We start from the raw sequence: 14070 nt of genomic DNA, 5'->3' as shown, positions 1-14070 counted from the left end.
CGCTGTTACAACAACATTTTTTCATTCAATACGCAAAGAACGTAAGATATATGGTCGATCCCCGCACTTTCCAAAAAGTGCGGGGCTTTTTTATTATAACACGAAGCTGTGGAATCTTTTACGAAAGCTAATAAATGAAGCAATGTAATGAATGTTCCTTTGTTTCTTTAGAAACCATGTCGTAACATCAATCTTTTCCTGCGGCTCCTGAACTATAAAAAAATTCTCTACATTTATATAAGGATGAAACCAATCTAATGGATCTTGTCGCGCCGGAGGGACAATAGAAAACACCTCTCTAAGCTGCGGCGTACGATATCCTTTTATTCCCTTGAAATATTGTTCATAATCTAACCTTGAGCCTGTAGGAATCGTATGCAAAGCAAAATCATAAAATAACTCTTTATACTTCGGATGAAATAATAGCCACGCTAACTTCTTACCCAGTTCAATACGCTTTTTTACATTTTCAAATCCATCAACTGAAAAACCATATAAATTCCCTTCTAAAGTCGGAAAAACAACTGCGTTCAAATGAAATCGTTCTTGCATTTTAAAAAGTAATCGATCCAATACACGAGACTGAATATACCGATTTTCAATAACTGGTTTTTGAATTTTATTTTGCTCATTAATAATGAATGCTATCATTAACCGCTTTTTATTTCCTTCTCTCCAAAAACGTTTCCATTCCTTTTCCATAAAAGCAGACACATAAAAAGAAGGTAACAAATGAAAGAAAGCTCTATTTCTCTTTTTACTCTCTTCATATAGTAATAACTGTGGATAAGCATCTAAAAAAATAAGGCAATTCGCTTTCTCATATGTAAGAAATAATTGTTTTCTCATCCCTTTAGATAGAATATTCGAGTAATTTTCTCCTTCTAAATCTGTCATATTCCAGCCAGCATTTCTCGAAACCATACTCGCTAAAAAAGACCACTCAACCTCTTTATTTCGCAAATAGTATTCTTGATAAGTTCGTGTACGCGAAATGTTATCCATATTTGCGATAGCAGTCTTTTCCTTAATATAGGTAATGAGTTGTTTCTCCTCTTTTGTAAACGAAACCATTTCTTTATCTCGTTTCCAATTCTTTTCTTCACTCCCGTTACGTCGCATTCATTCACCGCCTCTCTTTAAAAAAATCGCATTTTCGTTGTTTTTTTTGATATAATCACCTGTGTAAGTGATTCTAAGCAAGATGGAGTGGACAAAACATGACCATTCGTTACCCAAACGGAAAAAGATATAATCAAGCTTTACAACCTCAAAAAACAAAAATGAAAAAACATACTTATAGTAACAGGGGGATGTCTCTTGAAGAGGAACTAAATGAAACAAATCAATATTATTTGAGTCATAATATTGCCTGTGTACATAAAAAGCCAACACCTCTTCAAATTGTAAAAGTGGATTATCCTGCCCGAAGTGCTGCAGTTGTAAGAGAAGCTTATTTTAAACAGCCTTCTACAACAGATTACAACGGTGTTTATAAGGGGAAATACATTGATTTTGAAGCAAAGGAAACAAAAAACAAAACAAGTTTCCCGCTCCAAAACTTCCATCTGCATCAAATTGAGCATATGAAACAAGTTATTGCTCATGATGGAATTGCATTCGTCATTATTAAATTTACACTTTATGACGAAATTTATTTACTCGATGCAAAACACGTTATTTCATTTTGGAATCGCAAAGATACCGGGGGCCGAAAATCAATTACAAAACAAGAAATTGAAGAACACGGCTCTTTGTTATCATGCGGTTATCATCCTCGAATCGATTATATTTCTATACTAGACATGGTTTATTTTTCGTGATAGAGTCAAAAATAAGGCTCTTTTTTCGACTTTTGGGGAGAAGATGAAAGGTAGGAGAAAGTATAATGTCAGAAAATTATCGTTCTCGTACAGAACGAAAACATGCAAAACAGCAAACGAAAGTTAAAAATAAAAAGGATAAACCCAAGAAAAAAGGCTCCTTTTTCAAGAAATTTTTAGTGACTTGCCTGCTTCTTGGCATTGTCGGACTTGTAGCTGGAGTTTCGGCATTCTTTGTCATAGTGAAAGATGCTCCAAAGCTAGACAAAGCGAAACTTGTCAATCCTCTATCAACTAAATTTTATGATAAAGATGGTAACTTCTTTTATGAATATGGTGCTGAGAAACGGACTGCTATCACTTATGATCAAGTTCCAAAAGTAGTTGAAAATGCCTTTCTTGCCACCGAGGATGCTCGATTTTATGACCATGACGGAATTGACTTTAAGCGTACAGGAAAAGCCATTATGGAAAACATCACAGGCGGGTTCGGTTCACAAGGTGGTAGTACAATTACACAGCAAGTAATTAAAAACTACTTCCTTACGATGGAAAAAACATCAAAACGAAAAGTACAAGAATGGTATTTAGCTTACAAGCTAGAACAGAAATACTCTAAACATGAAATTTTAGAAATGTACTTAAATAAAATTAATTTAGGTAATCGCTCTTATGGCGTAGCAACAGCAGCACAAAACTATTATGGAAAAGATTTGAAAGATTTAAAGTTATATGAAGCTGCAATGCTCGCTGGCTTACCACAAGGTCCTAATATTTATGATCCAACGAAAAAAGAAAATGAACAGCGTGCAACGAAACGTCGTAACGTTGTTTTAACATTAATGCATCGTCATCACTTTATTACAAAACAGCAAATGGAAGAAGCGATGGCAATTCCAGTAACAGAAGGACTCCTTCCCTCTAAAGAGATTACTGAAATGCCTTATCCTGCCTTTTTAGATGCAGTTGTAAAAGAAGTTGAAAAGCAAATCCCTGATGTAAATATTGGATCTGATGGATTACAAATCTATACAACTCTTGATACAAAAGCGCAAGATTATGCTGAAAAGATTTTAGATGGAGATGTTATTCGATATCCAAATGATAAATTCCAAGGCTCTTTCGTATTTATGGACACACAAACTGGTGAAGTTCGTGCAGTAGGTGCTGGACGTAAAGAAAGTAAATCAACATTTAAAGGTCATAACTTAGCCATTGATTTAGATCGACAAGTTGGATCTACAATGAAACCTATTTTTGACTACGGCCCAGCAATTGAATATATGCAATGGTCAACTTATCATCAATTAAATGACTCAGAATATACGTACTCAGATGGTACAAAAATTCGAAATGCAACGAGCAGCTATAAAGGGGACGTTTCAATGCGTGAAGCATTAAAAAAATCTTTAAACATCCCAGCATTAAAAACTGCTCAAGCAGTCGGACTAAATAAGTCAAAAGAGTTTTCTGAAAAACTCGGTATGACATTTAAAAAAGGACCATATGAATCAGCAGCAATCGGTAGTAATGAAAGTTCTCCGTTACAAGTAGCTGGTGCTTATGCAACATTTGGGAATGACGGTATTTATAATAAACCTCATTTCGTAAAAGAAGTTGTCTTCCCTGATGGTAAGAAGAAAAACTTTAAACCAAAAGAAGAGCGAGTAATGAAAGACTATACGGCGTATATGATTACAGATATGCTTCGCGATGTTGTCAGACCAGGATCTGGCGGTACTGGCTCAGCAGCTTATGTTTCAGGCGTCGATCTTGCTGGTAAAACAGGGACGCAAAACTATGACAAATCGGTTATTGAAAAATATGATATTCCAGCAGATGCGAACCGCGATAGTTGGTTTGCCGGATATACACCGCAATATACAATGGCGGTATGGACAGGTTACGAAAAGGATAGTTCAGAAAACTATATAGGCGACCGCTCAACAAAAATTGCTCAACAAATGTTTAAAGTCATGATGGGTAAATTTGCAACAGACCGCAGTCGTTTTGAGCAACCTTCTTCCGTAGAAAGAATCAATGGCGAACTTTACGTAAAAGGTGCGAAAAAAGATGCGATTAAACAAATTAAGGTAGATCCACCAACTGGTGTAACGCCTTCTTATGACGCAGGATCAAATACAATTACATTAAGTTGGTCTGGTCCTTCTGATGCATCATCTTATGCGGCAAGTTATAAAGCAAATGACGGTTCTAGTGGTAGCTTATCCGTAAAAGGAACATCTGCTACACTTGGCGGTGTAAAACCAGGTGTAACATATAGCTTCTCTGTCGTAGCAAAAAAAGGGACTGGCACAAGTAGTCCAGCTGGCGTTTCCTTTACCGTTCCTGGTCAAAATGTAGACGTTCAAAAGAAAGCTGAAGAAGAAGCGAAGAAAAAAGCTGAAGAAGAAAAACGTAAAGCTGAAGAAGAATTGAAGAAAAAAACCGAAGAAGAACTGAAAAAGGCTGAGGAAGAAAAGCGTAAAGCTGAAGAAGAACTGAAGAAAAAGGCCGAAGAAGAACTGAAAAAAGCTGAGGAAGAAAAGCGTAAAGCTGAAGAAGAAGCAAAAAAACAACAAGAACAGCAGAATCAGCAACCCCAACAAACTCCACCAGAACAGCCAACTGGTGGAACCGGTGGAACTAGTGGAGAATCGAATCCTCAACCAGATGGACAATAAAGAAAGAAGTCACTATCTACTTTTAAGATAGTGACTTCTTTTTTATCATCATGTTTTTGGCATATATTTTTTCTATTTCAATATATAGCTGTGTCAATTGGATGTACGAATGGTAATGGTTCGGTTGCTCTATAATAAATGTATAGCGTTCCATAAAATTAACAGGCTGTAGTTTTAACTTCTCCGTATTCTGTTTTATATCTTTTAAACTAGATATTCTTTTTTCATTCATCCAATATAAGATTGATAATAAATAAGCACTGAAATGAACCATAGGCGCTTTCGCTTCGTTTCTTTTTCTCTCTTTAAATAACTTCGAAAGATTTTCTTTTTTATCCGCCCACATTTGCAGCACTGCCGGTATACTCTTCTCTACTTTACGCCACGGTTGATATTTTTGTTCTATATCAAACAAAAAATAAGTGTTTTGGATTAATTCTTCAAATGATTGACTACATGTGTATACTATTTTTGTTTCACTTTCTTTGAAAAACGGCTCACATTGAAACTCAGGCGGTATCTCCACAACTTTTTTTTTCATTCCCTACTTCACCTTCATCCGCTTTTTCCCTTCACGACATATTTCTAATAACGGACATACTTCACACTGTGGCCTTTGTGCCTTACAATGATAACGTCCAAAGAAAATCAGTCTATGATGAGTAACGCCCCATTCTTCCATAGGCACCTTTTTCATTAATGTTTTTTCAACTTCTAAAACAGAGTCTTTCCATCGACAAATTCCTAAACGCTTACTCACTCGTTCCACATGTGTATCGACTGCGATTGCCGGAATGCCAAAAGCAACAGAAACAACTACATTCGCCGTCTTTCGGCCTACTCCTGGTAATTTTGTTAATTCATCACGATCTGCAGGAACTTTCCCATCATACTCATCAATTAGCATTCTGCATAGCTTTTGAATATTTTTTGCTTTATTTCTGTAAAGCCCAATTGAACGTATGTCTTGTTGTAATTCTTCCAAAGAAACTTTCAAATAGTCCTCTGGCGTTTTATATTTTTGAAATAAATTTTTTGTCACTTTATTTACAAGTGCATCTGTACATTGTGCAGATAAAGCAACCGCAATGACAAGTTCAAATGGATTATCATGAATTAATTCACAATGTGCCTCTGGGTACATTTTCGCCATTGTATCTAGACAATAGCGAATTTGTGTTTTATTTAACATACATTTCCTCCTACATTATTGCTCCAACCAATTATAAAAAGGGACTTTCCCTGTGTACTTTGTCTCTTGTTTTGTTATCTGATGTGAGCGTTGCTGATTCGCTCGAAACTTCCGTCCTTGCTCTTGCGCTTGATCTACTGTTTTGATGCCATTCTTTTTCCATTCAAATAAAATCCGATCAATATATCGAAAATTAAGCTTTCCACTCATTACAGATTCCTTAAGAGCAGCTTGAATTAAATTAGGATGATGTTGATCTTGATCTTGCCACATTGCTAATGTCTCACATTCAAATGGTGACAATGGTCTCCCAAATTCACGTTCGAAAATAGTATATAAATTCATTTGTAACTGTTTTTGTTCTTTCTGCTCTTCTTCTATTGTTTCATTCATTAAATAATGTAATATTTTTTCCCAAAGTGGTTGTAAAGAATAACTTTCGCACATCTTCGCTTCAGACTTTTGTCCACCTTCTAAAGCAAGAAAACCTTTTTGAATTAATGATTGAATCATTTCCATGCACTTCATTTCTGAAATTGTCATTCGTTCTGCAATTTCAGAAGGAGTTGGAAACGAATTACCCGACTCTAAAAAAGTATGAACATGAAGTACAACCATAAATTCCATCTCATTTAAGCCTAATTTTTTATAGTGCATCATAAGCAATTTTGGAATGGCAATACTCCCCTGTTCAAACCACTGTAACATCATTTTTTTCTTCATGACCAAAACACCTCGCTTTCTAGTATAACACAACCTCATAGCATTTCTTTTTCCACAATTCGTCAAAAAACCTCCCTATATAGGGAGGCCATGTTCATTTGTTCAAAGTAATGGATTGAAAGTGCAAATCAAAAATATTCTTTTTACGCCTGCACTTTACCTTTCATAAATGTATGAATTCGATCTAAAGCTTTCTCTAATTGCTCAAGAGATGTAGCATATGATAAACGGACATTGTTTGGAGCACCAAATCCCGTTCCAGGAACAAGTGCTACTTTTTCTTCCTCTAACAACGCTTTTGCCCATTCATCTACTGTTTTGTATCCAGCTAGCGCTACCGCTTCTTTTACATTTGGGAATAAGTAAAATGCGCCTTGTGGTTTGATACAAGTGAAACCAGGAACTTGAATTAATTTATTATAAATGATGTTCAATCTTTCTTCAAATGCTTGTCGCATCATTTCCACAGGTTCTTGTGGCCCTGCATATGCAGCAATTGCACCGTATTGAGCAATTGAAGTAGGGTTTGATGTACTATGACTTGCTAAATTTGTCATTGCTTTAATAAGTTGCTTATTTCCTGCTGCATATCCAATTCGCCATCCTGTCATAGAATGTGATTTAGATACACCATTTATAATGATCGTTTGTTCTTTCAATTCATTAGAAAGCTGAGCAATTGAAGTATATTTTACTCCGCCATAAACTAACTTTTCATAAATTTCATCAGAAACAATTAAAATGTCATGTTCTAAGCATACTTCTCCAAGCTGTTTTAATTCTTCCTTGCTATAAATCATTCCTGTTGGATTGCTCGGTGAATTAATGATAACAGCTTTTGTTTTCTCTGTAATCGCTTCACGTAGCTGCTCTGCTGTAATTTTATATTGATTATCTTCTAACCCTTCCACATAAACTGGTTTTCCACCAGCAAGTTTCACTTGTTCTGGATAACTTACCCAATAAGGAGTTGGAATAATCACTTCGTCTCCTTCATCAAGCAATACTTGAAAGAGTGTATAAAGTGCATGTTTTGCACCGTTACATACAATAATTTCTGTCGGATCATACGTTAGTTCTTGATCACGCATAAATTTCTTTACAATTTCTTGTTTTAGCGTTTGTAATCCACCAGTAGGTGTATATTTTGTATGTCCTTCTAACGTCGCTTTATGTGCAGCATCTATAATATGCTCCGGCGTATTAAAATCAGGTTCTCCTGCTCCTAAACCAATGACATCATGCCCTTCGGCTTTTAGCGCCTGAGCCTTTGCTGTAATTTCTAAAGTTGCAGACGGTGTTAAAGCAGCTACTCGCTTTGCTAATTTCATTTGTGGTTTTCCCCCTGTATCTATTTTTCAATGCTGTAAAATGCAGCAAATTCCCCATCTTGAAATCTCAGATAATAATACTTATAACGACCTTCTTGATCAATATATGTAATTTCCCAAAGCGGAACATCTTTTTCGATACCTAATTTTACTTTTACAATTTCTTTTGGAAGTTGCGGCTTTGATTCTTTGTTTACCGCTTCCAAATACTCCATCATTTTTTGTATAGCTTGCTTTTCAGAAATGCCCTCACTCTTTTTCCTTACTAGAACTTTTCCTTTTTTCTCAGGTACCCATACAATCAGTTGTTCTCCTTTTTCATCTACACCTTGTACGACTGCATATGCAGATTTCCCGTTATAATAATCAACGGATTTTACCTTTGTCAGCTTCGCTTCTTCTTTTGCAATTGCTGCAACTTTTGATTCTTTCGGAATTTTCTTTTCCACTGTAGCATGATAAACATGCACCCCATACAATCCAATAGCAACGATAACGATAATGATGGCAAAGATCCACTTTTTCATTGTACCACTACGTTCTGTATATCGTAAATATTGCTGTTTCTTTTTCGTTTTCGTCTAACGCCAATCCGAACATGAGGTCCTGTTCCTTTAAAGTGCGATTTAAACTATCAACAATTTTATACAAATCAGATGAATATTTTATACGCGTTGTTGATAGCACTTCTATTTTCTTCTCCATGAAAACTCCTCCGTTACACAAAATTTCTAATTATAGAAGAACGCAATGCGGTTACAATAATAGTACATTCTTTACAACCCCTGCTTCATCACCCATCTATTATAGCAGGACATGTACAGCAAAAAAAGGTTTCAAGTCGAAAAGCAATACAATTTGTATATAGGAAGTAAGAAAAAAATAAAATTCCTCCTCCCCACATCGTTTACGCCTGAAGCATACGCTACTTCAGGCGTATTTTCATATTTATTCATTTTATAAGCGGCGTAAAAGTTCATCTAACGATTCTTCATAAAGCGGAACATTCGGGATTGATTGTAAAAATTTTTCTCCATAAAAAGATGTTGTTAACCGGCGATCTAACACAAATACAGTACCTGTATCCGAAGTAGTTCGAATTAATCGACCAAAACCTTGTTTAAACCGAAGAATTGCTTGCGGAAGCGCTAACTTTGTAAACACATCTTCTCCGTTTTTCTTCAACCATTCACTTTTTGCCTCCATCATCGGTTGATGAGGCGGGGTAAATGGTAAACGAGCAATGACAAGATGACTTAATGCCGCCCCTGGAATATCAATTCCTTCCCAAAAACTACTAGTTCCTAATAATATCGCTTTATCAAACTCTTGAAATTTCCGGATTAAACGACTGCGACTACGATTGTGAACACTTTGGGTGAGCAATATATATTCTTCTAATGCAGCTTCATTTTTTAACTTTGCGTACGTTTCTTTCAACATCTCATAGGAAGTAAATAATACGAGCATTCTTCCATTTGTAGCTTGCGCAATCTTTTTAATCTGTTGAGAAATTTCACTAATATATTCCTCTTCCTTTACTTCTTTAATAAGGGGAATATCTGTTGGAACCATTAATTTCACTTGCTCTTCATAACGAAACGGTGATGGAACAGTTAATGTAGCTGGCGCAAAATCCTCTAACCCAAGTTCTTCTTTTATATAGTCAAAAGTATGGTTCACCGTTAATGTAGCTGATGTAAAAATAACACTTCTCTTCTCCGCAAAAAACTCATCCGCAAGTCTTTCCCCAATATGAATAGGCTGTGCATATAACATTGTTGAATGAATGGTCCCCTTTGTTTCGGTTTCCATCCATGTCACATATGTATTTGTTTCTAATAAAAGTACTTGTAAAGAATGAGTCATCTTTCGGAGTGCGGCAATTAAATGGAAAAACTCACCCGTAACAACATGCATTTTCCACTTCATTCTACTTTGCAGCAAATCAGCTTGCTTTTCCAAATCCGTACTCAAATCTTTTAATTCAAATATAAATCGACTTGTTAATTCTATAATACCACTCCATAGCTTTCCGTACTCTCGTTCAGTATGATATCGATACATAAGTGGTATATTGTTATTTGGGCTTTGTTCTTGCTTTGTTTTCTGCAATATAAATGCGCGCAACATTTGAAAAAGTTCATCGGCATCAAACTTCATTTCCTTCAACCTATGACTGATCTTCCGAAATATAGAGCGAGATGCTAGTCCTGATTCCTTCATCATTTTATACACCTTAGCTAGTACGTCATCTGTATCTAACGTACCAAGGCGTGATAAAACCATTTGAAAATACATACATGAAAAACGCTCTCCTAACATTCGACTTGCCACTTCTTCAATGTGATGTGCTTCGTCAAAAATAATGTACTTATAAGATGAAAAAAGCGATTCCTCACTAATAAAATCTTGAAATAGTAATGCATGATTTGTAATCACAATATCTGCAAATAATGCCCGATTCTTCGCTCGTTGATAAAAGCAACGACTAAACCAACTACTTTGAACTCCACTTGGGCTATATGCGTCGCTACAAATTCGATTCCATAGTAATTTTCCACCTTCTGGAATATTAAGTTCGTCACAATCACCCGTTTCCGTCTGCAATAACCATATTAAAATTTTCGCTTTCGTTAAAGCAACATCATAATTCTTCTCATCTTCTTGTAAAGCATACTCAAATTTATGTAAACAAAGATAATGTTTCCTTCCCTTTAGTAAAGCAACTTCAAAAGGAAATGGCAGTACACTTTGTAATAATGGTATTTCCTTTTCCAATATTTGTTGCTGCAACTGCACCGTTTGCGTACTAATCACAACCGGTTCTTCTTTTTTCTTCGCAAAATAAATACTTGGAAGAAGATAAGCTAACGTCTTCCCTGTCCCTGTTCCAGCCTCTATTAATGAAAAACGTGCGTCTTGTAGTGCAGCATATATTTCTTTCATCATTTGTTGTTGCGTTTCTCTTTTTTCAAATTTGGGCATCTTTTTCTCAAGTTGTTCCATTGACTTCTGCAAAAAAACGCTAAATTTAGACGATTGAGTTTCACCTAAGTGCAACGAATAGTTGCGCTTTCGCAGTGCAATATTTCGATATATGTCATATTTCTCGGTTTCTTCTTTGCCATCCGTCATTTTCTTGAGAATATTTTCTGAAAGAATATGAGACATATCGCTTTGAAATACATCACTCAATTCATATAAAGATTGCAAAGTAACAAGCGGTAGTTTTTCAATTTGAGTGAGAAATTGTAAAAATAATTCTGCCGTTGCAAGAGCATCACTATCTGCACGATGTGGTTGATCGTGCTCTAACTCATGTTTTTTAGCTAAATCTCTCAATTTATAACTATCAGCTGTCGGCAATAAAATCTGTGCCAATTCAACCGTATCAATTTTAGGACAATGTATATCTGCATAGCCAGCCTGCTTTAATTCTTCTTTTAAAAAATTCCAATCAAAGTGAACGTTATGTGCAACAAAAGAAGCACCCTGTAATAGCTCAACAATCATCGGGGCTACATCTCGAAATAGCGGGGCTTGTTTTACAAGATTTTCATCAATCCCTGTTAATTCTGTAATAAATGGGGGAATCTCCCTCTTTGGATTCACAAAAGACGAGAAAATTTCTAATATTTCTCCACCTTCCACCACAACAGCGGCGATTTGGGTAATTTTATCTTTCCCATCTTTCCAAGAGTTCCCTGTCGTCTCTAAGTCGACAACGACATAACGTTTACTCATATGTAACACCTCAATTTCTTACCTTTCAAACAACAAAAATTCATATATTGTTACTATACCACGTTTTGTCTTATCTTAATGAAAAGATGCATAAAATGAACGGATTTTACACTTTCAATGATGCTGCTTTTCCAAAAGAGAACCATATAGAAAAGAAATTCTTATAATAGCCAATTAAAAAACAGGAGCCTTCTGACTCCTGTTCCCACCATTTATCCCGCTATTTTAGAGCAGTAGCCCGATTCGTAAGGGCTCATAATCAGCGCGAGATGAAGAATCTCCCGCTAATTAAAGTTTCACTTTATATTTCACTGCCTGCCTTTTCAGCACTTAACATTTCAATCATTTGATTGTGATCATCTAGCACTGCAATTTTGGGTATTTGTTTATAGACTTCTTCAGCTAATACAAGGCCATAACAAATAATAATCACTTTATCTCCAGGCTGTACAAGTCTTGCTGCAGCTCCATTTAAACAAATGACGCCGCTACCACGCTCCCCCTTAATCACATATGTCTCTAAGCGCTCTCCATTGTTATTATTGACAACTTGTACTTTTTCATTTTCAACAATTTCCACAGCGTCCATTAAATCTTCATCAATTGTAATACTTCCAACATAATTTAAATTGGCTTCTGTTACAGTTGCGCGATGTAGCTTTGCTCTCATCATTGTGCGAAACATGGATGTTTCCCCCTTATTGCACCGTTAATGTTATATTATCAATTAATCGTGCATTCTTAAACTGAACTGCAATTGCTAAAATCATTCTTCCTTTGATGGTTTCTAATGGCGTTAAGGCTGGATATGCATATATATCTGCATAATCAACTATGCCATTTGTATTCGTTTCAATGTATTCTTTTACAAATGTGGTAATGTTCTGTGGATGACGCTCTCCCTCTTCTATTTTCTTTTTTGCTATACATAAGCTGCGGTATAAATGTGGCGCTTCCTTACGCTCTTGCTCCGATAAATATACGTTGCGAGAACTTTTCGCTAAACCGTCTGCTTCTCTAACAATCTCAACAGGCACAATTGTAACTGGGATATGAAAGTCACTGACAACCCCTTCAACAACTGCTACTTGTTGTGCATCTTTCATCCCAAAGTAAGCACGAGTTGGCATTGTAATATGAAACAGTTTCATCAACACCGTCGCAACACCTGCAAAATGAACTGGTCGTCTTTTCCCACATAAAACATTTGTACGTTTTACAACCTCTATTTTTGTTGTTTGTTCTGCTGGATACATTTCTTCTACACTCGGATAAAATAAGTAGTCAACGCCCGCTTCTTTTGCCACTCTTTCATCTCGCTTTATATCCCTTGGATAACGATCGAAATCTTCATTTGGTCCAAACTGTAACGGATTCACAAATACACTTAAAATGACAATTTCATTTTCTTTTCTCGCCTGACGCAATAAAGTTGCATGCCCTTCATGTAAATATCCCATTGTTGGAACAAACCCGATTTCTTTACCACTTGCCCGAAGTTCGCCTGCAATCTGTTGCATGTCCTGCACGGTTGTTATCATTTTCATCCCTGTTTTCCCCCATATAACGCTACATACTCTTCTTCTTTCATCGTAAATGAATATTGTTCTTCTGGAAATTGTCTTGTTTTTACTTCAGCAACATATTGCGAAATCCCGCGCACAATTTCATCCTGAACAGCCGTATATTGCTTGACGAATTTCGGAACTCTATTTACTCCATAAGAAATCAAATCATGATAGACTAGCACTTGCCCATCCACATCTTTACCCGCACCGATGCCAATTGTCGGAATAACTAACTCATCTGATATAATCTTTGCTAACTGCATCGGTACACATTCTAATACAAGAGCGATTGCTCCAGCATCTTCACATTTCTTCGCATCTTCTAGTAATTGTTTTGCACTTTCAGCATCTTTCCCTTGTACTTTATAACCACCTAATACACCGACAGACTGTGGCGTTAACCCAAGATGGGCAACAACGGGAATTCCTGCGTTCGTTAAATAATGAATAGTGGAAATGACTTCTCCAGCTCCTTCTACTTTTAAAGCATGCGCTCCGCCTTCTTGCACAATGCGGCGCGCATGATGCATAGTCTCTGCCAGCGATACATGATAAGACATAAATGGCATATCTGTTACAACAAACGTGTCCTTCGCTCCTCGGCGGACAGCTTTTGTATGATGAATCATATCCTCTACCGTCACAGGTACTGTGGAATCATATCCAAGTACAACCATTCCGAGAGAATCTCCAACTAAAATCATATCGATTTCAGCTTCCTCTACTAGCTTAGCTGATGGGTAATCATACGCTGTCAGCATCGTAATCGGCTCACCTTTCTGTTTCATTTTCAAAAAATCTGTTTTCGTTTTCAAACATTACTCCTCCTTTATTTAGGAGAGAGGCGATGGCCGAAATGATATAAAAAAACCCTTCTGACCATAAAAGGGCAGAAGGGTAGTATGTGTAAATCGGCATGATTCATCCCTCTGTCCCAGTCCATTATTGGATCAAGGCAGAATCCAAATTATTATTGTTCCCTGCTTGGAATAACGGTGCAGT

The 14070-nt window shown here is 36.4% G+C and carries 13 protein-coding genes; 2 read left to right on the top strand and 11 right to left on the bottom strand.

The features are described from left to right. Window positions 1–93: 93 nt before the first annotated feature. Complete coding sequence (locus MR058_RS03670) at window positions 94–1122, bottom strand: DUF2515 family protein (RefSeq protein WP_242142688.1); 1029 nt, start codon at window positions 1120–1122, stop codon at window positions 94–96. A 98-nt stretch (window positions 1123–1220) separates the two neighbouring features. Here MR058_RS03670 and recU point away from each other — a divergent pair, with 98 nt between their 5' ends. Both recU and MR058_RS03660 read left to right on the top strand, forming a co-directional pair. Beyond that, window positions 1221–1823 (top strand): Holliday junction resolvase RecU, encoded by a 603-nt coding sequence (gene recU / locus MR058_RS03665; RefSeq protein WP_242142687.1) that lies wholly within the window; start codon window positions 1221–1223, stop codon window positions 1821–1823. Window positions 1824–1888: 65 nt separating this feature from the next. Continuing rightward, window positions 1889–4507: a penicillin-binding protein 1A gene (locus tag MR058_RS03660; RefSeq protein ID WP_242142686.1), complete on the top strand. Its 2619-nt coding sequence runs from the start codon at window positions 1889–1891 to the stop codon at window positions 4505–4507. Window positions 4508–4529: 22 nt separating this feature from the next. Here the strand turns inward: MR058_RS03660 and MR058_RS03655 are convergent, their stop codons facing one another. From MR058_RS03655 to panB, 10 genes are all read right to left on the bottom strand, one after another. Further along, complete coding sequence (locus tag MR058_RS03655; RefSeq protein WP_242142685.1) at window positions 4530–5048, bottom strand: YpoC family protein; 519 nt, start codon at window positions 5046–5048, stop codon at window positions 4530–4532. A gap of 3 nt (window positions 5049–5051) precedes the next feature. Beyond that, a complete protein-coding gene (nth, locus tag MR058_RS03650; RefSeq protein WP_242142684.1) occupies window positions 5052–5699 on the bottom strand; it encodes an endonuclease III in 648 nt (215 codons plus the stop codon). A 15-nt stretch (window positions 5700–5714) separates the two neighbouring features. Continuing rightward, a complete protein-coding gene (dnaD, locus tag MR058_RS03645) occupies window positions 5715–6422 on the bottom strand; it encodes a DNA replication protein DnaD (protein WP_242142683.1) in 708 nt (235 codons plus the stop codon). Window positions 6423–6565: 143 nt separating this feature from the next. Continuing rightward, on the bottom strand, window positions 6566–7753 hold the full coding sequence (locus MR058_RS03640; RefSeq protein WP_242142682.1) for a pyridoxal phosphate-dependent aminotransferase: 1188 nt from the start codon (window positions 7751–7753) through the stop codon (window positions 6566–6568). 20 nt (window positions 7754–7773) lie between these two features. Further along, window positions 7774–8280 (bottom strand): cell wall elongation regulator TseB-like domain-containing protein, encoded by a 507-nt coding sequence (locus MR058_RS03635; RefSeq protein WP_242142681.1) that lies wholly within the window; start codon window positions 8278–8280, stop codon window positions 7774–7776. Between the two features lie 7 nt (window positions 8281–8287). Further along, window positions 8288–8458, bottom strand: coding sequence for a YpmA family protein (locus MR058_RS03630; RefSeq protein WP_012093755.1), 171 nt, complete (start codon window positions 8456–8458; stop codon window positions 8288–8290). Between the two features lie 252 nt (window positions 8459–8710). Then, window positions 8711–11500: an ATP-dependent DNA helicase DinG gene (gene dinG, locus MR058_RS03625; RefSeq protein ID WP_242142680.1), complete on the bottom strand. Its 2790-nt coding sequence runs from the start codon at window positions 11498–11500 to the stop codon at window positions 8711–8713. A gap of 301 nt (window positions 11501–11801) precedes the next feature. Continuing rightward, complete coding sequence (panD, locus tag MR058_RS03620) at window positions 11802–12185, bottom strand: aspartate 1-decarboxylase (RefSeq protein ID WP_242142679.1); 384 nt, start codon at window positions 12183–12185, stop codon at window positions 11802–11804. Between the two features lie 13 nt (window positions 12186–12198). Continuing rightward, a complete protein-coding gene (gene panC / locus MR058_RS03615; protein WP_242142678.1) occupies window positions 12199–13047 on the bottom strand; it encodes a pantoate--beta-alanine ligase in 849 nt (282 codons plus the stop codon). Beyond that, a complete protein-coding gene (gene panB / locus MR058_RS03610; protein WP_242142677.1) occupies window positions 13044–13883 on the bottom strand; it encodes a 3-methyl-2-oxobutanoate hydroxymethyltransferase in 840 nt (279 codons plus the stop codon). The genes panC and panB overlap by 4 nt, the downstream gene beginning before the upstream one ends. Between the last annotated feature and the right edge of the window lie 187 nt (window positions 13884–14070).

Source organism: Bacillus cereus group sp. BfR-BA-01430 (assembly GCF_022663115.1).
In the GTDB taxonomy this organism is placed as follows: domain Bacteria; phylum Bacillota; class Bacilli; order Bacillales; family Bacillaceae_G; genus Bacillus_A; species Bacillus_A cereus_BD.
Note: the sequence above shows the minus strand (reverse complement) of the source record. Positions and strands in the feature narration are given on the sequence as shown.